Origin of the sequence: Nitrosovibrio tenuis, assembly GCF_900109785.1 — a bacterium.
Taxonomy (GTDB): domain Bacteria; phylum Pseudomonadota; class Gammaproteobacteria; order Burkholderiales; family Nitrosomonadaceae; genus Nitrosospira; species Nitrosospira tenuis_A.
This window is the reverse complement of sequence record NZ_FOBH01000006.1, coordinates 133,875-154,848: the sequence shown is the minus strand read 5'-3', so window position 1 is coordinate 154,848 and position 20,974 is coordinate 133,875. Positions and strand designations below refer to the sequence as shown.

Below are 20,974 nucleotides of genomic sequence, written 5' to 3'. Positions count from 1 at the left end.
GGGAAGATCATTGCAGCCTTATCCTGGGATCAACCAGGGTGTATGAAATATCGGTCAATATCAGGCCAAAGATATAGAGCAGGGACCCCAGAAAAACCATGGCGCGTACCACCGCGAAATCCTGGGAATTGATCGCGTCGATCGTGTAGCTGCCCAACCCGGGAATACCAAAAAAGGATTCCGCAAGGAGACTCCCAAGGAACAATAACGGAATGACCACGACGGCCCCGGTAAGTATGGGAATCATCGCATTATTGAGCACATGCCTGAACAGTACGATGCTTTCCGGCAACCCTTTGGCACGAGCAGTACGAACATAGTCCTTGCCCATTTCCTCCAGAAAAATGGTGCGGTACCAGCGCGTGTTGGAACCTGCCGCGCTGATCACGCCGACTATGACCGGCAAAACCAGAAATTTGGTAGCGTTCAACCCTTCTCCGTACCCTGAAATCGGCACCAGGTGCCATAGCTTGCTGATCAGAAATTGTCCACCAATGATATAGAACAGACTGGAGATGGACATCAGCGCCACGCACAGGACCACGCCTACAAAATCAACGTAGGTCGCCCGAAAAAATACCATGATCAACGCGGCCACAATATAGACCCCGAGTCCCAACACAAATACCGGTAGTGCAATAGCGAGGCTGGGCATCATTCTTGTCTTGATTTCGCGACCAATGTCGCGGCCATCGTCGGCCTGCCCGAAATGGAACGCAAACATGGCAGCCGATTTCTCGAAAAAAATGGTACGGGTAAATTTGGCGATGCCCTTCTCCGAGCCGTTGAACATGAGCGGTTTGTCATAGCCGCGCTCCTGCTTCCACTTTGCAATGGCATCGGGCGTGACACGCTTGATTCCCAACTGCATCCGCGCCATGTCGTCCGGTGTGTTCACGACAAAGAACAACGTGAAGGTAATCAAGTTCACCCCGATCAGAATGGGAATAGCGTAAAGGATGCGCCGAATGATGTAATTAAGCATTCAACGAACGGGTGAATAAGATACCGTAGCAGTATTCAATAACCGAGCGGGTAAGATCGGGTTGTTACTCAGAGGTTCCATAAGCCCCTGCGTTATCGATTTTTCCCGAATCACTTTTGATCCCCACGCCCCGTTCCTTGCGGCGGTAGACGACTATGGCGGGGATCAGGATCATCGCTAAAAGAATCATCCCCAATACGACGGGCCACATCACCGGCTCATTCCATTCGCGCCGCTTCTGCTCTCTCAAGGCGGCATCTATACGGAAGTATTTGGTGTTGTTGTTGGATAACCTGTTGGGCTTAACATTGTCATACCAGGCGTGATACAGCCCGTAATCCTTGGGATGGTATCCCCAGAGCCAAGGTGCGTCATGACGCAGGATATTTATCATTTTGTCGATAATGTGCTGCCGTTCCGGGCCGTTTTCCATATTCTTCATTTGGTCGAACAACCTGTTATATTCAGCGTTGAAATAGTTGGCGGCATTTTCACCTTCATTGCCGACCTTCAACTGCAAACCATGCAGCAGGAATAGGAAATTCTCCGGATCGGGGTAATCCGCGTTCCAACCCCATTCGAAAATTTGCGCATTCCCCTTGCGTATCTTGTCCTGGAAACGGTTATAGTCAGTACTCCGGACCACCAGTTGGATGTTGAGCTTTTGGAATTGTTTACGCATCCAGTCGAGACTGGATTTGTCCTCCGCGCCACGGGCCGTCACATCAAAATACAGTACCAGGGGCGCGCCCGTTTTAGCATCCGTCCCTCCCGGATACCCTGCCTCGGCCAATAACGCCCTGGCAGCTTCTATCGGTTTACGCTGTGGCCGTCCGTTTACCCAATCATATACCACGTGATTAAGCCCTTCCCTGCCCTCGCGGTGACCGAAAATTCCTGGTGGGATCGGTCCTTGTGCCGGCACCCCCCGGCCATTCGCAAATATCGAAACATACTCTTCGTAATCCACTGCAATCGAAATCGCCTGGCGCAATTTTCTTGCGGACTCGCGCCCATGCTTGCCGGTACCGCCTACCACCGGGTCCAGCATATTGAAACCCATGTAATTCGTGGAAGCCGCCACTGCCGTTTCCAAGCGGATCCCCTGCTCCTGCATCGCCTCAGTCACTGTCGCTTCACCTTGCCCGGTCAGTTGCACTGCCTGATCAAAACTGTCGGAACCAATGTTCGAGGCATCGTAGTATCCTTGGAGGAATTTGTTCCAGCGCGGAATGCTTTCCCTTTCGCGGCTGAATATGACTTTGTCAATGAACGGCAACGGCTTTCCGGCATCGTCGAGGAAACCCGCCTTTGCATCACCGGGCATCCCTTCAGCTGGATAAGCTTCGCCATGGAAGTTGGGGTTCCTTTCAAGCGTCATTAAACGATTGGGGTTGTTCTCGGTAAGCATGTAAGGCCCGGTGCCCACGGGATACCAATCAAGATTGATATTTTTTTGGGCCAATCCCTTCTGGCTATAAAAGCGTTCGGCTTCCCATGGAATAGGCGCGAAAAATGGCATGGCCAGCCAGTACATGAATTGAGGATACTTGCCCTTTATTTTTACGCGGTAGGTATGGGAATCCACTACCTCCGCGCCTTCCAGAGGGTAATTGTTCAAATCCAGATAAGCTTCTCCATTTTCTTGGAACTGCCCCACGGTAGCGGTCTGCAGCAGGATCGAGTATTCCTTGAGACCAACGATATAGTCCGACATCAAGCCCAGAATCGGTGAATGCAGACGAGGATGTGCCAGCCGCTTGATCTGGAAAACATAATCTTCAGCAGTCAGCTCGCGTGAGCCTGTATGGGGAAAATCGCTCAGTTTATAAATCGTCGCCAGTTCCTTCGCACCGAGGCGATGGTAGAGCAACTCGCCCTGTTCGTTCCTGGCGAAAGCCGGATGAGGCTGATAGCGGATACCCGGCTTGATGGAAATCTCGTATATCGTATAAGCAATCTGTGCGGCGTCCGCCGTGGCAGGCAGGCGCTTTCCCTCACGGTCGAAATATCGCGCTTCCGGCAATTCCGCCGCCGCTAAAGGAATCAGTTCATATGGACGCTTCAGGTAATGATATTGCAATGGCGGCTCGTAAATCTGCGCAGTAAACTGGATCTCGTTGGAGCTGTAGGATTGCACCGGATCCAGGTGCTTTGGACGTTCGGCAAACGCGCTATACAGAATGTTTTTTCCTGCATCGGTAGCAGGATAGGGGCTGTTCCACGGGTTGCCACTGCAAGCACACACCGAAACCGCAAGCAGCGCCAGTAAGCGTTTGAGTAATGACATTATCGATGTGGCAGAACTAGGCGGGACTGAATCAATGCTCGGCAAATCTCCATAATTTTGCAAAATCATTTGAGTAGCGCGATCGCAGGAGGGTTCCGCGATTATCTCCAACCGATCTTTATGATTCTATAGTCGGTTACTTGAAGCTATAATCCCCGAATCGCAAAAACCGTTATCGCAAAGGAACTGAAATGGCTTTTCTCGCAGGTAAGCGCATCCTCATCACCGGATTGCTCAGTAATCGCTCCATTGCTTACGGTATCGCAAAAGCGATGCATCGCGAAGGGGCCCAACTCGCCTTCACTTATCAGGGGGAAGGAGTACGTGAACGGGTTGCAAAAACCATCGCCGAATTCGGCAGCGACCTGCTTTTTCCGTGCGATGTCTCGAATGATGCTGAAATCACCCGCTGTTTCGACGATCTGGGAAAGCAGTGGGACAGCCTCGATGGAATCGTCCATTCAATTGCCTATGCCCCGCGAGAGGCGTTAAGCGGGGACTACCTCGAAAGCGTAAATCGCGAGGCTTTTCGCATTGCGCATGATGTCAGCTCCTATAGCTTCGCCGCTTTGGCAAAAGCCGGCATACCGTTGATGCAGGGCCGGAATGGCTCGCTTCTGACACTTACGTACCTGGGTGCGGTGCGAGTCATGCCGAGCTACAACGTGATGGGGCTGGCCAAAGCCAGCCTTGAAGCTAACGTGCGCTTCATGGCGTCCAGCCTGGGCCCCAAGGGAATTCGCGTTAACGCGATTTCCGCCGGACCGATCAAGACGCTTGCTGCTGCGGGAATAAGCAATTTCGGAAAACTGCTCGGCTATACCGAAAAGGTCGCTCCATTGCGGCGTAATGTTTCTATCCATGAAGTCGGTAACGTTGCAGCATTCCTGTGCAGCGATCTGGCGAGCGGCATCACCGGGGAAATTACCCATGTTGACGCGGGGTTCAATACCGTCGCTTTCGACATCGTCGAACCCTGCCCCTGATCGTGCGTGCTGTCCGTCCTGCCGTTCTTCAGTCGCTCTTCACTTCTTATCCAAGCTCTCACTCTTCACGGATACGTCGTACCGCTTTCTGACTCCGGCCAGATAAGATGAGAGCTCCTCCTCGGTGACCACCTGGTGTAATTGTCTCTCAAAAGCTTTGCGCCCGGCCGCATCCGGCAATGTTGGTTCAATCACGCGGCTGACGCGTATCAGGGTGAAACCGCCTTGGGGATTGGGGAGACCGGTGAAGGCCGGCAATCGGGTTGCCCCGATCATGAAAGCGGCCCGGAGCGTTTCATTGTCAAGACCCTGAGGCTCCCTTCGGGAAACCTGTTGGGCAGGACTCCAGGAAATATTTACGTTTTTCCCATCCTGTAACTGTGCAAGCTTCTCCCTGCCGTCTTTTATAGCCGCTCCGGCCGCTTCCTGCCGTGCTACCAGCCCGACAATTTTATCCCTTAGCTCTGCAATAGAGGGGGTCGATGCCGGCCTATGGTCCAGCACTCTCGCTGAAACGAGGGTGTTCGGCGCGACTTCGACCGCCTCGGTATTTTGCTTGTTCCGGATTGCGCCATCTGAAAATACCGCCTGGAGCAGCCTCGCATTGTTGAAGTAAGGAGGCTCACCGGTATTTTTCCCTATCCAGCCGCTTTGCTGCAGAGGTAAATTGAACCTTTCCGCAGCAGGCCGCAGACTATCGCTTTGTTCATAGACTGCATTGCTAAAGCCCTCCGCCCTCTCGTCAAAGAGCGTCCTCGCTTTTTGTTTTTTGATTTCCTGCTCAACCTGGCTCTTAACTTCATTAAAACTGACCGGTTTCCCGGCTTTGATTCCCGTGAGCCTGATAAGATGAAAGCCGTGGTCTGTCTCAACCACATCGCTGATCTCGTTCAGCTTCATCTGAAACACTGCATCTTCAAACGACTTCACCATCATATTACGTGAGAAAAACCCAAGGTCGCCCCCTTTTTCCGCAGTGCCCGGATCCTGGGAATGCTGCTTGGCAAGCTTCTCGAAATCCTGCGGAGCCTGTCTTAACTGACCGAGCAACTGCTCGGCCTTGGCGCGCGCCGCAGCCTTCTGCGCATCCGAAGCATTTGCCGGCGCGCTTATCAGAATGTGGCTCGCACGGCGCTCTTCCGCCTGTTCGAACTCGGCTCTATGCTCATCGAAATACCTTGCCCCCTCGTCGGCACTGACCGTTGCCTGTTTCGCCAGGTCGTCAAGCGACAGTACGATATATTCAACACGAACTTGTTCCGGCAGCTGAAACTCAGCTTGATGACGCTCATAATATGCCTTGACGGCAGCATCGTCGGGTTTCATTTGCGCCCGGAATTGCTCCGGCTGTATCTGGGCAACGCTCACTTCACGTTTCTCTTCGCTTAACCGCATGATTTTGTCCGCTACCGAGCTGGGAACGAAGCCATGCTCGCTATATGGAGCAATTAATTGTTGACGCATCAGTTCCTGGCGAACACGAGCTTCAAATACGCGCGGACTCATTCCCTGGCCGCGCAGTAACTCTTCATAACGTTTTTTTGAAAATTTTCCGTCTTCCTGGAAGGCAGAAATATTCTGGATCATCTCCACCAACTGCGGATCCCCCACGGACAGCCCCACGCGGGCCGCCTCATGCTTCAGTAGCCGCTGTTGAATCAGCCCTTCCAGAACCGCAGAACGTACTTCCGGTCTATCCAGCATTGCTTCATTGAAATTCGCCCCCAAGGTAGCCCGCATGCTCTCCTGCTGGTTCCGAAGCGCCTGCTCGAATTCCTGGGGGGAGATTTTTTCCCCTGCGGCCGATGCAACGTAATCTTCACCACCCGAGCTGCGGTAAGACTCGATCCCCCAGAACAGGAATGGCAGCGTAGCCAGCCCCAGGATGATCTGAACTATACGTTTTTTCCTGTGAACAAAATCAAACATTGCGAACTCGAAAACGAACAAAAAAGGCGAACTTGCGTTCGCCCTGGTTTAGTATGAAATCTGGCGGAGTGGACGGGACTCGAACCCGCGACCCCCGGCGTGACAGGCCGGTATTCTAACCAACTGAACTACCACTCCAACAAAAATAAAACCACTGATGGTGGGTGCTGACGGGGTCGAACCGCCGACATTCGCCTTGTAAGGGCGACGCTCTACCAACTGAGCTAAGCACCCGTCAAAAACGTATTAGTTTACTGCATCCTTGAGCGCCTTGCCAGCGGTAAACTTCGGAACTTTCGCGGCCTTGATTTTGATAGCGGCACCGGTACGGGGGTTACGACCGGTGCGAGCTGCTCGCTTGCCCACTTTAAAAGTTCCGAATCCAACGAGGGTTACACTTTGGCCTTTTTTTAATGCGTTTTTTATTGCCGTTAATGCTCCGTCCAGCGCGTTCCCTGCAGAGGCCTTGGATATGTCGGAAGACTTTGCGATGGCATCGATCAGTTCAGATTTATTCACGTGATTCCCCTTTCATTATTGTAGAGAGAGTTACAAAAACCCTGCAATTGGTTTTATATCAAGCCACTTGTGCTTGGTCAAGCGATTGTCGAAATATTTCAATAACATTATGCATGAGTCCACTGCGCCGATTTCATGCTGCAATTCCCCGCAGGCTGAATCTCATTTTCATGATATCAGATAGAACAGGCTGGAAAAAAACCGCGTGAATGTACGTATCCACTATAGTATTTTATCGCGTACATATCATTGGTGCGGCTGGGTTAGCAGGTGGATGGGCACCCAGGCTTCAATTATTCAATTGGACAGAAGCCAATGGAGCTCTTGAGATCCGGCCGCACGACACTCAGCGCCGGGATCTCGATGCCCTCCAGAGCCGGAGCCAACGGTTCCCAGCAAATGGTGGTGGACAGACATACAATGGTATGAAACCAACGGTACTTGGTCAATGACAAAAACCGATGGCATGAGACCTATGATCGTATGAAACCTCGGAGGCCAACCTTATCCGACCTGAAACCGAATCTGCCCAGCGCATGCTGGGGCCCTAACCGATACTGGGGCGATCCCTAGTGCTTGATAACAGTATTGGATGCGTCTCCCTCAACCGCAACAGGCGCAGGTACCGGCGGCGGAACTACAGGAAGCGCCTCCGGCTTACGCTCCAACGCCAGCTCCAGTACCTGATCTATCCATTTGACGGGGTGGATATCCAGGCGGTTTTTGATGTTCTCGGGAATTTCCGTCAAATCCTTGACGTTGTCCTCGGGAATCAGGACCGTTTTTATCCCACCGCGATTCGCCGCCAGCAGTTTTTCCTTCAGCCCGCCGATAGGCAATACTTCGCCGCGTAATGTTATCTCACCCGTCATCGCCACGTCCGCTCGCGCCGCGATGCCCGTCAGTGCTGATACCATTGCTATGCAAATACCAATCCCTGCGCTGGGACCGTCCTTGGGCGTCGCGCCTTCCGGCAAGTGAATGTGAATGTCGTTCTTCTGGTAGAAATCGTCAGCAATGCCTAATGCCCTTGAGCGGCTACGCACTACCGACAGCGCAGCCTGAACCGATTCCTGCATCACCTCTCCCAGTTTCCCGGTGGTAATGGTTTTCCCCTTGCCCGGTAGCACGACCGTCTCGATAGTCAGCAATTCTCCACCCACCTCGGTCCAAGCAAGACCGGTGACCTGGCCGACCTGGTTTTTCTCTTCCGCGACACCATAGGTATAACGTCTTACCCCCAGATACTTGTCCAGGTTCCTGCCATTGATAACTATTTTTTTCTGATCACTTTTCAGCAACAACGCTTTCACCACCTTGCGGCATATTTTCGAGATTTCCCGTTCCATCGCGCGTACACCGGCCTCCCGAGTATAGTAGCGTGTAATATCCCGCAAGGCCGATTCCGACACGGTCAATTCATTTTCCTTCAAACCATGGTTTTTGATCTGCTTGGGCAGCAAATAACGTATCGCGATATTAAGTTTTTCATCCTCGGTATAGCCCGACAGCCTGATCACTTCCATACGGTCCAGCAATGCCGGAGGTATGTTCAGTGTGTTTGCGGTAGCGACGAACATGACGTCGGATAAATCGTACTCAACCTCGACATAATGGTCCACGAACGAATTGTTCTGCTCCGGATCGAGCACCTCCAGCAGCGCCGATGATGGATCACCGCGGAAATCCATACCCATTTTATCGACCTCGTCCAGCAAGAATAATGGATTCTTGACGCCGACCTTAGTCATGTTCTGCAGGATCTTGCCGGGCATTGAACCAATATAAGTGCGGCGATGCCCGCGAATCTCGGCCTCGTCGCGGACTCCGCCCAGGGACATGCGCACAAATTTACGATTGGTAGCGCGAGCTATCGATTGACCCAGTGAGGTCTTTCCTACCCCCGGCGGGCCAACCAGGCAAAGAATGGGGGCTTTCAACTTATCCACGCGCTGCTGCACCGCCAGGTACTCGACGATGCGCTCTTTGACCTTTTCAAGACCGTAATGATCCTGCTCCAGCACCAATTCGGCGGCATGAAGATCTTTGCTGATTTTACTTTTTTTCTTCCATGGCAGGGCCACCAGCGCATCAATATAATTGCGCACGACCGTTGCCTCGGCTGACATGGGCGACATCATGCGCAATTTTTTAAGCTCGGATTCTGCCTTGGCGCGACCTTCCTTGGACATCTGCGCAGCCTTGATTTTTTTGTCGATCTCTTCCAGATCCGCGCCGTCCTCGCCCTCCCCCAACTCCTTCTGGATAGCTTTCACCTGCTCGTTGAGATAGTAGTCGCGCTGGCTTTTTTCCATCTGGCGTTTGACACGCCCGCGGATGCGCTTCTCCACCTGGAGTATGTCAAGTTCGGTTTCTAGCAGCCCCAGCAGGTGTTCCAGTCGCTTCGGTACATCAAAAATTTCCAGAACTTCCTGCTTTTGCTCGAGCTTTAAAGGCAGATGGGCAGCGATTGTGTCAGCCAAGCGCCCCGCTTCATCTATTCCAGTCAATGAAGTCAGTATTTCGGGAGGGATCTTCTTGTTGAGCTTCACATATTGGTCGAATTGTGCAAGTGTTGCACGGCGCATTGCCTCAATCTCATGATTGTCGACGGCATCAGGAGGAACCAGCGAAGCCTGGCCGGAAAAGTAACTGCCGTCGTCGACTACTTTTAAAATTCGCGCACGGCGACTGCCTTCCACCAGCACCTTTACCGTGCCATCGGGCAATTTGAGCATTTGCAGCAGATTCGCAACGCTGCAGACACCATAGAGGTCTTCCGGTACCGGCTCATCCTTGGCCGCAAATTTCTGAGCCACTAACAAAATGCTCTTGCCGGACTCCATGGCAATTTCCAGTGCCTTGATGGATTTTGGCCGTCCGACAAAAAGCGGAATTACCATGTGCGGGAAAACCACTACATCCCTCAATGGCAACAGCGGTAGGGATATCTGATTGGGATCGTTAACTGGAGAGGGCATATCGGCTCACCTGTAAAGGAGACAAGCAAAGGTTATGGGGATGCCACAGGAAAATTCAAGGCGTGGGATCAGGCAACCTGGAACTGGAACTAGAAGCTCTTGGCCACCTTCGGCTTATCCGAATAGATCAGGATTGGTTTGATGTCGCCGTTGACCGAGCCGTGATCGATCACGACTTTGGCGACGTTTTCCAGAGAAGGGAGGTCGAACATCGTATCCAGCAGGGCGCTCTCCAGAATGGAGCGCAATCCTCGCGCCCCTGTCTTGCGCGCGAGTGCTTTCTTGGCGATCGCTTTGAGAGCCTGCTCGCGAAATTCGAGATCGACCCCACCTTCCATGTTGAACATCTTCTGATACTGTTTGATCAGCGCATTCTTCGGTTCGGTCAGAATTTGAATCAACGCTGCTTCCCCCAACTCTTCCAAGGTCGCGACCACTGGCAAGCGCCCGACGAACTCCGGAATCAGGCCATATTTGACCAGATCTTCCGGCTCTACACCACGCAGCAACGTACCGAAGTCCTTGCGATTCTCCTGGGTTTGCACATTTGCGCTGAACCCTATCCCTCCCTTCTCGGAGCGGGCTCTAATAATCTTGTCAAGCCCGTCAAATGCACCACCGCAAATGAAAAGGATATTGGTAGTGTCAACCTGCATGAATTCCTGGTTGGGGTGCTTTCTTCCGCCTTGCGGCGGTACTGAAGCAATAGTTCCCTCGATCAGCTTCAGCAACGCCTGCTGCACACCTTCACCGGAGACATCGCGCGTTATCGACGGATTGTCCGATTTGCGGGAAATCTTGTCGATTTCGTCGATATAGACAATACCTTGCTGAGCTTTTTCCGCATCATAATTGCATTTTTGCAGCAGTTTCTGGATGATGTTTTCCACATCCTCGCCGACATAGCCTGCTTCGGTAAGCGTCGTGGCATCGGCCATGACGAAAGGCACATCGAGCAGTCGCGCCAGCGTCTGCGCGAGCAGCGTCTTGCCGGAACCTGTCGGACCAATAAGCAGGATGTTGCTTTTCGCCAGTTCAATGTCGTCAGCGTCGCCAGCTTTGGCAAGGTTTCTCAGACGCTTGTAATGATTATATACAGCAACGGACAGGATTTTTTTCGCCGGCTCCTGGCCGATTACATATTGGTCAAGAATTTGACGTATCTCGTGCGGAACGGGCAAATCCGACTTGGTGAGCTTCGCAGCTTCGGCCCCTTGTATTTCCTCACGGATGATGTCGTTGCACAGCTCGATACACTCGTCGCAAATAAATACTGATGGACCGGCAATAAGCTTCTTCACTTCATGCTGACTTTTGCCGCAGAAAGAACAGTAAAGCAGTTTCTCGCCGCCAGTTTTCTCTGACATAGTTTTATCTCGCATTATCCGAGCCGGTACGCTCGTTGTTGATTCCTGGCTCCCATATTCAACCCGTGCTCTCACTTCTGGAGGTTAGCACAGCATCCACCAAACCATACTTTACTGCTTCGTCCCCGCTCATGAAGTTATCCCGATCGGTATCTCTCTCAATGGTTTCTATACTTTGACCGCTGTGGTTTGCCAGGAGCTCATTCAGACGCTTTTTAAGAAACAGGATTTCCCGCGCATGGATTTCGATGTCCGAAGCCTGCCCCTGGAACCCACCCAGTGGCTGATGAATCATGACGCGCGAATTAGCCAGGCAGAAGCGCTTGCCCTTTGCGCCCGCCGCCAGCAGCAGCGATCCCATGCTCGCAGCCTGCCCTATGCAAAGCGTGCTGACATCAGGTTTAATATACTGCATGGTATCGTAGATCGCCATCCCCGCCGAAACCAGGCCGCCAGGCGAATTAATATAAAAATGAATATCCTTGTCCGCGTTTTCCGATTCCAGAAACAGAAGTTGCGCCACAATCAGGTTGGCTGAAACTTCAGTGACTGGACCTACCAGGAATATCACCCGTTCTTTGAGTAAGCGGGAATAGATATCGTACGCACGCTCGCCCCTTCCACTGGTCTCGATCACCATGGGAACCAGGCCTAGACTGCTGGGCTCGAAGCTATTCTGTTTCCAATGCATCATGTCATGCTCTTCCCATCAATTCGTCTAAGGTCATGGACTTATCTTCCACCTTGACCTTTTCCAATACCCATTGTACGACGTTGTCTTCCAGCGCCAGGGACTCGGCCTCGTTAAGGCGATCCGGAGCCGCATAGTGCCATTTGACCACCTCAGCGGGATTTTCGTAGCCCTGGGCAAGATCCTCCACCATTGCGCGCACCTGTTCAGGTTTGGGGTGCAGACTATGCATCTTTACCAGTTCCGCCAAAATGAGGCCAAGATTTACGCGCCGTTGCGCGCGCTCGTAAAATAAATCATGGGGCAGTGGCACGTTCTTCGCGTTCATTCCGCGTGATGCAAGGTCGTGTCGTGCGTCATGCATCAAACGTTCCAGTTCAACTTCCACCAACGCTTTGGGCGCCTGGCTTTTAGTCGTGTCAAGCAAGCATTGCATGACCTGTTCTTTAATTCGCGCTTTTATCCTGTTGGCGACTTCCCGTTCAAGATTGGCGTGAATTTCTCCGCGCAGCCGTTGGATATCGCCCTCTTCAACCCCTAGCGATCGGGCAAATTCCGCATCTACCTCGGGCAGTCTGGGCGCTTCGACCGCGTTGAGTTTAACGTCAAAAGTAGCGGTCTTGCCGGCGGCCTCTTTACCATGATAGTCCCCCGGAAAGGTAACTTCAAACGTTTTGCTCTGCCCGATGCTCATGTCGGTCAGCGGTTCCTCGAAGTCTTTGAGAAGCCTGCCTTCACCGAGCACGAGCGAATAATTCTCGGCATTGCCCCCGGCAAACTCTGCTCCATCAATGACGCCATGGAAATCGATATTGATCCGATCGCCTTTTGCAGCAGGCCGTCCCACGGGCTCATACTGGACACGCTGCTTGCGGAGGGTCTCTATTGTCTTGTCAACATCTGTTTGAGTCACCTGGACCACCGGCCGCTCGACCCCGGTCGCGCCCAGGTCGCCCAGAACCACATCGGGGTAGACCTCAAACGTCGCACTAAATTCAAACTGAGAGGCATTCTCCGCAATATTTTTTGGTTCAAAACGCGGATAACCTGCAACTCTCAGGTTCTTTTCCCGTACAGCGTCGCTGAAATTCTTCTTCAGCACGTCGCCTATTACTTCCTGGCGCACCTGCGGTCCATATTGCTGCTTCACAATTTTCAGCGGGACCTTGCCCGGGCGAAAACCATGTATTTTTGCCGTGCGCGCCAGACGCTTCAGGCGGCTTTCCACTTCCGTTTCGATTTTTTCCTGAGGGATTGAAACGTCGAGGCGGCGCTCCAGTGCACCCAGCTCTTCCACATTTGATTGCATTGAATTTCCTGACTATTGATAAGATTCATGCGGCGTTAGCGACCAGGGTTACAAGGGGATGAACTACAACACCGCCCGCAGGCTTATTGACTCCCCTGGTGCGAAAGGGGGGACTCGAACCCCCACACCTTTCGGCGCCAGAACCTAAATCTGGTGCGTCTACCAATTCCGCCACTTTCGCGCCGCTTTCTTCATTGGTGCGAATCAATTATACCTATTTCTACTGGAGACAGCAGCCTATACCGCAGGCTGTACAAAGGACCCCCATACCGAGCACTTTCCATTCTTGACTTCCGGATAAAGCCCGCGAGCTTGCCAGGAGGGCGTACCGGGCGTCATGCCGTGCATAGCGGCTTATGGCTTATATAATAAAGGCCGTCCATAGGGCAGGCAGCAAGGCGGATAGCGTATGGCTGAACGAGTGACAGCCGGGAAGGTGATCTAACAGAATATCGTCTTGCCGCTCACCGCTTTACTATCCGGACCCATCAGGTACAAATAACTGGACATCAAATCCTGCGGCTGTCTCAAGCTTTGCTTAACTTCGCCCGGATGAGTCCGGTTTCGTTGCGGGGTATTCACGGGCCCTGGTATTACACAATTGATGCGCAGATTTGAGAACATTTCCCATTCCTGCGCCTGTATTTTGACCAGAACCTCTACGCCCGCCTTGGCCACGGCAAATCCCCCCCAATAGGCTGAGGGTTCATGACCATGTGTTTCCGACGTCATGATAACACTGGCATCCGATGAAGCTTTCAGCAACGGCAAGCAGGCTCGCGTCAATGCAAGCGGGGCGATCAGATTGACGCGGAGCAGCGCCAGCCATTGTTCCAGTGTCTGGGTTTCAAGTGGGGACAGATTCAGCAGCAAAGATGCGTTGTGCAATATCCCATCCAGCCGGCCTAACTGTTCCTTGATGGCGCCGGCGATAGCGGTAAAATCGTTATCTCCGGCCTTTTCCAGATCAAGCGGGAAAATCGCTGGCTGTGCGCCCCCCTGTGCCTCAATTTCATCGTAGACCTTTTCCAGCTTCTTGATGTTGCGCCCATGCAGAATGACGGTGGCGCCGTGAGAGGCATACGTCAGCGCGGCGGTACGGCCCAGGCCTTGCCCCGCGCCGGTCACAAGGATGACACGGTTTTTGAGCAGATCCATGGGAGCGTGGTAGTTTTTGGAATTATCCATTTGAGAATCTATGATAAAGAAGCCCGACTGTAACATTGAAGACGCGAAATCCCCCTGGAGCGCGGTAACCAATGTGTCGGAATATCGGGAGCGGGGAAGTAAAACGAAAAATGCCGTTATTCAACCCTTCATCCAGGTTGTCCATGCGATCCATAACTTACGCAATGGTGTGAGGCTTACGCGCTGCCGCATAACGTGACAACCATCGGTTTTTATCTCGGTCAGCAGGGCACGGTAAATTGCGGCCATAATGATCCCCGATCGCTGGCTTTTACGGTCCTCCGCAGGCAATGCCGCGAAAGCTTCGGCATAATAGTGTTCCGCCCGCTCAATCTGAAACTCCATCAGGCGCCTAAAATTGTCGCTTTCGCGAGCGCGCAGGATATCTTCCTCGGTGACCCCAAAGCGTGAAAGCTCATCCTGAGGCAGATAAATGCGGTTACGGCGCGCGTCCTCGCCGACATCGCGTATGATGTTGGTAAGCTGGAAGGCGAGCCCCAGATTTTCGGCATAATTCAAGGTCTGCGGATTACGATAGCCGAATATACCGGCGGAACACAATCCGACCACGCTTGCCACGTGATAACAATAGCGCCGCAAGGTGTCGAAATCGGCGTAGCGATTATAGTTGAGGTCCATTTCCATACCGTCTATGATCGCGTTCAGCCGCTCGGCCGTAAGGTCAAAAGTTTCTGCTATATTCGCCAACGCCTTTGCAACAGGGTGGCTGGGTTTATTCCCGTCGTCTGCCTTGTTGAATATGGCATTGATTTCCTGGCGCCACCATGCAAGCTTGGTGCGCGCTACCGACGCGTCGGTGCATTCATCGACCACATCGTCCACTTCGCGGCAGAAAGCATAGAGTGCGGTGATAGCGCGCCGCCTCTCCAATGGCAGATAGAGAAAGCTGTAATAGAAGCTGGAACCACTCTGTATCGCTTTTTCCTGACAATACTCGTCTGGAGTCATAATAAAATTTAAGATATTTGCCGTTGCATACGGCCGCCAAGTGCCGCCCGGTCCGCCCGGTCCTTTACGCACCGTCCTGAATAAAACTGGGTATTTTCATGAGTACCTGCTCGCCTCTTCGGTAGCCAGCGGCAAAGCGAAGATCACGCCACAACCATTCGATTTTACTCGATCGGGCATCCCAGTGGGCAGGAGTGGGCATGAGCGGCCAGCACAGCTGACAGATAAGTTCCAGCTCAATCCGGCCGGGCCCCTGGCAGTATGCGCTTGAGTCTGGCGTGGGGTGGGGAAGATAACATATTCGGTCGACCCGGTACACTTTCCAAATAAAAACCCCGCCGAAGCGGGGCTTTTATGCTGCATTCGGAATGAGCAGCCAAGGGCTTCTTACATGTCCATCCCGCCCATGCCGCCCATGCCACCCATGCCGCCGCCCATGCCGCCCATTCCGCCCGCGGATTCTTCCTTCGGAAGCTCCGCCACCAGAGCGTCGGTTGTAAGCATCAGGCTTGCTACCGAAGCAGCATGCTGCAAGGCATAACGCGTGACCTTGGTTGGATCGAGAACCCCCATTTCAACCATGTCACCATATTCGCTGGTCGCGGCGTTATAGCCAAAGTTGCCATGGCCTTCCAAGACCTTGTTGATGACCACGGATGGCTCATCGCCGCAATTCGCGACGATCTGGCGCAGGGGTTCTTCCAGCGCCCGCAGGACGATCTTGATGCCGGCATCCTGATCGGTGTTATCACCCTTAATTCCGGCTACCGCGGCACGGGTACGCAACAGCGCCACGCCGCCACCGGGAACGATGCCTTCTTCCACTGCCGCACGGGTTGCGTGCAGGGCGTCCTCAACGCGGGCTTTTTTCTCTTTCATTTCTACTTCCGTGGCCGCGCCCACTTTAATCAACGCTACTCCGCCGGCCAACTTGGCCACGCGCTCCTGTAATTTCTCTTTGTCGTAGTCGCTGGTGGCTTCTTCTATCTGAGCACGAATCTGCTTCACCCTGCCTTGAATGGCCTGGGGATCGCCGGCACCGTCGATGATGGTGGTTTCTTCTTTGCCGACCTCGACGCGCTTCGCCTGACCCAACTCCTTCAACGTCGCTTTCTCCAGCGACAGGCCGACTTCCTCGGCAATTACCGTGCCGCCCGTGAGAATGGCTATATCTTCGAGCATGGCTTTACGGCGGTCGCCAAAGCCCGGGGCTTTGACGGCGCAGGTCTTGAGAATGCCGCGGATATTGTTTACCACAAGGGTCGCAAGCGCCTCGCCATCCACATCTTCAGCAATAATCAGCAGCGGCTTGCCAGCCTTGGCGACCTGTTCCAGCACGGGGAGCAATTCCCTGATATTCGAAATTTTCTTGTCATGCAGAAGGATAAAGGGATTTTCCAGCAACGCGATTTGCCTGTCGGGGTTGTTTATGAAATAGGGGGACAGGTAGCCGCGATCGAATTGCATCCCCTCGACTACTTCGAGTTCATTTTGCAACCCCGAACCATCTTCAACCGTAATGACCCCTTCCTTACCCACTTTTTCCATGGCATCAGCGATGATTTTTCCAATCTCCGGGTCCGAATTGGCGGAAATGCTGCCTACCTGTGCGATCTCTTTCCCGGTCGTACAGGGTTTAGAAAGCTTCTTGAGCTCTTCAACCGTTGTGGTAACGGCTTTATCGATGCCGCGCTTGAGGTCCATTGGATTCATTCCGGCTGCAACATACTTCATGCCTTCCTTGATGATAGCCTGAGCCAGCACGGTAGCGGTGGTGGTCCCGTCGCCCGCTACATCCGAAGTCTTGCTTGCCACTTCCTTAACCATCTGCGCACCCATATTCTCGAACTTGTCTTTCAGTTCGATTTCTTTAGCGACAGAAACACCATCCTTGGTAATGGTAGGGGCGCCGTAAGAACGCTCCAGCACTACGTTACGACCCTTCGGTCCCAGGGTGACCTTAACCGCATCAGCAAGGATATTTACCCCATTGACCATTTTGTGACGGGCGGAATCTCCGAATTTAACTTCTTTCGCTGCCATAATCTCTTTCTCCTAATTTTCAGAAATGTTGTGTAAGGCCGTCGCTCGCAAATTAACCTTCAACGACACCCATGATGTCTTCTTCGCGCATCACGAGAAGTTCTTCTCCGGATACCTTCACCGTTTGGCCGGAATATTTGCCGAACAGCACCTTATCGCCGACTTTCACTTCCAGCGGGCGGACTTTGCCATCGTCGCCGACCTTGCCTTTGCCCACAGCGACAATCTCGCCTTGATCGGGCTTCTCCGCAGCACTGTCAGGAATGACGATACCGGATGCGGTCTTGCGTTCTTCTTCCAGCCGCCTGACAATAACGCGGTCGTGTAAGGGACGAATCTGCATGTTTCTTTCTCCTGTTGAAAAAATTAAGGTAATGAAGACGTGAGGAAACTGACGCTGGCCAGATTCCCGGAAATAATTCCATTCTCATTCTGTTCTGTTAGCACTCACCGCTAACGAGTGCTAATAATAGGGGCTGCTGCCGGGAATTTCAAGTGCGTGAGAACTAAATACTTGTTGGAACGCAGCTTTGGAATCGAAATCGAGTAGTAGAATTCACGATCAGCGTCCCGGTTTGCAATAATCAAGTCAAGTGTTTATACCTGACTTCATTCAACTCATCCCTGACCCACACAGCCTCATTCAATAATGACTGATAACGCTTTACCTGAACGCAGCCGGAAGGCGGTCTGGCATCCATGCACTCAGATGAAGCAGCATGAAACGCTGCCGCTGATCGCACTCGCCCGGGCTGAAGGTGTTTGGCTTTACGGCCATGACGGGAAACGCTACCTCGACGCCGTTGGTTCCTGGTGGGTGAATCTGTTCGGTCATGGTAACAGCCGTATCAATGCTGCCATCCGCAGCCAGCTCGATACAATGGAACACGTTATGCTGGCCGGTTTTACGCATGAGCCGGTGGTGGAATTATCCGAGCGCCTGAGCAAGCTCGTCCCGGGAAAACTCGGCCATTGCTTTTACAGCAGCGATGGCGCCTCCGCAGTGGAAATAGCCTTAAAGATGAGCTTTCATTACTGGCGCAACAGCGGTCATCCTGAAAAAAGTGTTTTTGTCAGCGTGCAGAATGGCTACCATGGGGAAACGCTGGGCGCCCTGTCGGTCACTGATGTTGCACTGTTCGCGGATGCCTATGCGCCGCTGCTGCGTCAAAGCGCGCACGTCAGCACCCCCGACTGGCGTTATGCATCCGAAGGCGAATTCCCTCGGGATCATGCGCTGCGGGCGGCCGCAACGCTTGAAGCCTATCTGGCAGAACATCATGCCCAAACAGCGGCATTCATTGTCGAACCGCTCGTGCAGGGCGCGGCGGGTATGGGCATGTATCACCCCGATTATCTCAAGCGCGCACGGGAGATTTGCGATAAGTACCAGGTCCATCTCATCGCCGATGAAATCGCTGTCGGTTTTGGCAGAACCGGAACCCTGTTTGCATGCGAGCAGGCCGGTATTGCAGCGGATATTATGTGCCTCGGAAAGGGTTTGAGCGGGGGCTATTTGCCCTTATCCGTCGTGATGACTACCGAAAAAGTTTATGAGGCATTTTATGATGACAACGTCGCCCGCGGTTTCCTGCATTCTCATACCCATGCAGGGAATGCACTTGCCTGCCGCGCCGCGCTGGCGGTGCTGGATATTTTTGAGCAAGAACATATCATTGACGCCAATCGCGTGAAGGCAAGCTATCTCAACCATGCAGCGCGTCCGATCGCATCCCATCCCAAGGTGAAAAACTTTCGTAACTGCGGCATGATCTGGGCATTTGACGTGGAAACCTCCGATCCTGCTTTTGTCGGAAAATTCTCACAGGCGGCGCTTAAACAGGAATTGTCGTTGCGCCCATTGGGCAACACCGTCTATTTCATGCCCCCCTACATCATTGATCAGCCGCAAATGGATCTGCTCGTCTCAGGGACGTTGCGGGTATTGGAGTCATGCTAAAGGCAGATGACGAGCACCGCAATTCGTGCGGTTGTACTGGCGAATACCGGGCGCTGTGGCAAATTGCACTGGTCGAGCTCTAGCATGATTTGGTGCAAATGCCTCGGGCCGCTGCTTACGCCTGTTCCCCACTTCATCCCATACGCGGTTTCATATTTCGCGGTTGTTCTCACGTTTTTGGTCCAGGCAGCGCCCGCGTTTTCCCATAACCTGCCAGCTCCAGTTCGCCAGGCGCTCAAGCAAGCGGGCATTCCGGAGTCCGCAGTGGGTGTGTATGTTCATGAAATCAGCGCAACGCAGCCGCTGCTACAGCTCAATGCGGGGGTAGCGATGAATCCCGCATCGGTCATGAAACTGGTCACGACGTTTGCGGGACTGGAACTGCTAGGACCGGCTTATACCTGGAAAACCGAGTTATACGCAGATGGTCTTCGAAATGGCGATACCCTTCAGGGGAACCTCATAATCAAGGGCTACGGTGATCCCAAGCTGAACCTCGAAAATTTCTGGCTGCTCACGCGGCGCCTGCGCCAGACCGGCTTGCGCGAAATTGCCGGGGACCTGATGCTGGATAACAGCCATTTCGATCTACCCAACGCACACCCGGCTGACTTCGACGGCAAACCCCATCGCGCCTACAACGTGCTTCCGGAAGCACTGCTAGTGAATTACCGGACGTTGGCCATACGCCTGATTCCGCAACCCGAAAGCAAGACCATTCGAATCGTGGTGGACCCGCTACCTGCATTACTGGACCTCAAGAACAATCTGATGCTGAGCAATGGGCCATGCAGCGATTGGCGCGATGCCCTTGCCACCGATATTCGCATTGACCCCCAGGATAATAGCCGCGTATCAATTATTTTTGACGGCAATTATTCGACCCATTGCGGCGAAAAAACGTTGTTTCTCAGTATTCACGATAACGCTTATTACATCCTGAGTCTCTTCAGGCAATTATGGCAAGAACAGGGTGGGACATTCCGGGGCAGGGCAATAAGCGGCACAGTGCCGGAAGGATTGCTTCCAGTTGAGATCCATCAATCGCCTCCACTTGCCGACATTGTTCGCGATATCAATAAATTCAGTAACAATGCCGCCGCACGGCAACTCTACCTGGCATTGGGGCTGGCCGCCAGCGGCGCAAATGGTGCCACTGCCATGACCACGGGGGTGACAAGCGGGATGACAAGCGGATCAGCCGGCAATACACGGGGCAGTGCGGAAAAAGATTATGGAGTACCTGGAGTACCGCCTGCGACCCTCGCGAAGTCGGACTTTGCAATCCGGCGATGGCTGACATCGAAACGGCTCAGTTTCCCTGAACTGATCATCGAAAACGGCTCGGGGTTATCAAGGAACGAGCGCATCAGTGCCCGTCATCTGGGGCAACTTTTACTCGCAGCCTTTCAAAGTCCTGTCATGCCAGAGTTCATTTCTTCTCTGCCCATCGCGGCAGTGGATGGCACCATGAAAAAAAGGCTTAACGGCAGCGCCACTGCAGGCCAGGCCCACATCAAGACCGGGTTGCTGGACGGCGTGCGAACCATGGCAGGTTATATGCTCGATAGATCGGGTAGGCGCGTGGTGATCGTGTTTTTGATCAACCATCCAAAATCAGGAAATGCTCAGTCCGCAATGGATGGGCTGGTTGATTGGGTGTATGAATTTCCGGATAAGCGGAGCTAGGTCTGGGACAGGGCCTCGAACAAAGGGCCTCGAACCAAGGATCTCAAGCCAGGGCCTATCGCGCAGTC

The 20,974-nt window shown here is 53.1% G+C and carries 15 protein-coding genes and 3 tRNA genes; 3 read left to right on the top strand and 15 right to left on the bottom strand.

Annotated elements, in window-relative coordinates; all coding sequences use genetic code 11:
- Positions 1-7 precede the first annotated feature (7 nt).
- Together BMX00_RS09520 and BMX00_RS09515 are read right to left on the bottom strand one after the other, a co-directional pair.
- Positions 8-985, bottom strand: coding sequence for an ABC transporter permease (locus BMX00_RS09520; RefSeq protein WP_090828770.1), 978 nt, complete (start codon positions 983-985; stop codon positions 8-10).
- A 64-nt stretch (positions 986-1,049) separates the two neighbouring features.
- Entirely contained in the window at positions 1,050-3,275 is a 2,226-nt protein-coding gene (locus BMX00_RS09515; RefSeq protein ID WP_090828802.1) for an ABC transporter substrate-binding protein, read from the bottom strand.
- A 191-nt stretch (positions 3,276-3,466) separates the two neighbouring features.
- Between BMX00_RS09515 and BMX00_RS09510 the strand changes: the two genes are divergently transcribed.
- On the top strand, positions 3,467-4,261 hold the full coding sequence (locus tag BMX00_RS09510; protein WP_090828769.1) for an enoyl-ACP reductase FabI: 795 nt from the start codon (positions 3,467-3,469) through the stop codon (positions 4,259-4,261).
- Positions 4,262-4,300: 39 nt separating this feature from the next.
- On the opposite strand, the gene BMX00_RS09505 is transcribed toward BMX00_RS09510, so the two are convergent.
- The 13 genes from BMX00_RS09505 to groES all read right to left on the bottom strand — a co-directional run bounded on the left by BMX00_RS09505 (position 4,301) and on the right by groES (position 17,600).
- Positions 4,301-6,190 carry a SurA N-terminal domain-containing protein gene (locus BMX00_RS09505; protein WP_090828801.1) on the bottom strand — a complete coding sequence of 630 codons (1,890 nt, stop codon included), beginning with the start codon at positions 6,188-6,190 and terminating at the stop codon, positions 4,301-4,303.
- Positions 6,191-6,251: 61 nt separating this feature from the next.
- Positions 6,252-6,328: transfer RNA gene (locus tag BMX00_RS09500), tRNA-Asp, on the bottom strand.
- Positions 6,329-6,348: 20 nt separating this feature from the next.
- Positions 6,349-6,424 (bottom strand) — tRNA-Val (locus BMX00_RS09495).
- A gap of 12 nt (positions 6,425-6,436) precedes the next feature.
- On the bottom strand, positions 6,437-6,709 hold the full coding sequence (locus tag BMX00_RS09490; RefSeq protein ID WP_090828768.1) for an HU family DNA-binding protein: 273 nt from the start codon (positions 6,707-6,709) through the stop codon (positions 6,437-6,439).
- A gap of 569 nt (positions 6,710-7,278) precedes the next feature.
- Positions 7,279-9,690, bottom strand: a complete 2,412-nt coding sequence (lon, locus tag BMX00_RS09480) for an endopeptidase La (RefSeq protein ID WP_090828766.1) — start codon at positions 9,688-9,690, stop codon at positions 7,279-7,281.
- Between the two features lie 89 nt (positions 9,691-9,779).
- On the bottom strand, positions 9,780-11,057 hold the full coding sequence (gene clpX, locus BMX00_RS09475) for an ATP-dependent Clp protease ATP-binding subunit ClpX (RefSeq protein ID WP_177171824.1): 1,278 nt from the start codon (positions 11,055-11,057) through the stop codon (positions 9,780-9,782).
- A 58-nt stretch (positions 11,058-11,115) separates the two neighbouring features.
- Positions 11,116-11,751: an ATP-dependent Clp endopeptidase proteolytic subunit ClpP gene (gene clpP / locus BMX00_RS09470; protein ID WP_090828764.1), complete on the bottom strand. Its 636-nt coding sequence runs from the start codon at positions 11,749-11,751 to the stop codon at positions 11,116-11,118.
- Between the two features lies 1 nt (position 11,752).
- On the bottom strand, positions 11,753-13,057 hold the full coding sequence (tig, locus tag BMX00_RS09465; protein ID WP_090828763.1) for a trigger factor: 1,305 nt from the start codon (positions 13,055-13,057) through the stop codon (positions 11,753-11,755).
- 96 nt (positions 13,058-13,153) lie between these two features.
- Positions 13,154-13,238 (bottom strand) — tRNA-Leu (locus BMX00_RS09460).
- A 260-nt stretch (positions 13,239-13,498) separates the two neighbouring features.
- The gene (locus BMX00_RS09455) at positions 13,499-14,245 is read right to left on the bottom strand and encodes a YciK family oxidoreductase (protein ID WP_090828800.1); all 747 of its coding nucleotides are present in this window, start codon (positions 14,243-14,245) and stop codon (positions 13,499-13,501) included.
- A gap of 120 nt (positions 14,246-14,365) precedes the next feature.
- Positions 14,366-15,214 carry a presqualene diphosphate synthase HpnD gene (gene hpnD, locus BMX00_RS09450; protein WP_090828799.1) on the bottom strand — a complete coding sequence of 283 codons (849 nt, stop codon included), beginning with the start codon at positions 15,212-15,214 and terminating at the stop codon, positions 14,366-14,368.
- A gap of 387 nt (positions 15,215-15,601) precedes the next feature.
- A complete protein-coding gene (gene groL / locus BMX00_RS09445; RefSeq protein WP_090828762.1) occupies positions 15,602-17,257 on the bottom strand; it encodes a chaperonin GroEL in 1,656 nt (551 codons plus the stop codon).
- Positions 17,258-17,309: 52 nt separating this feature from the next.
- Entirely contained in the window at positions 17,310-17,600 is a 291-nt protein-coding gene (groES, locus tag BMX00_RS09440; protein ID WP_090828761.1) for a co-chaperone GroES, read from the bottom strand.
- A gap of 306 nt (positions 17,601-17,906) precedes the next feature.
- Here groES and bioA point away from each other — a divergent pair, with 306 nt between their 5' ends.
- Positions 17,907-19,217, top strand: a complete 1,311-nt coding sequence (bioA, locus tag BMX00_RS09435) for an adenosylmethionine--8-amino-7-oxononanoate transaminase (protein WP_090828760.1) — start codon at positions 17,907-17,909, stop codon at positions 19,215-19,217.
- Between the two features lie 84 nt (positions 19,218-19,301).
- Positions 19,302-20,906: a D-alanyl-D-alanine carboxypeptidase/D-alanyl-D-alanine endopeptidase gene (gene dacB, locus BMX00_RS09430; RefSeq protein WP_177171823.1), complete on the top strand. Its 1,605-nt coding sequence runs from the start codon at positions 19,302-19,304 to the stop codon at positions 20,904-20,906.
- Positions 20,907-20,974: the final 68 nt, after the last annotated feature.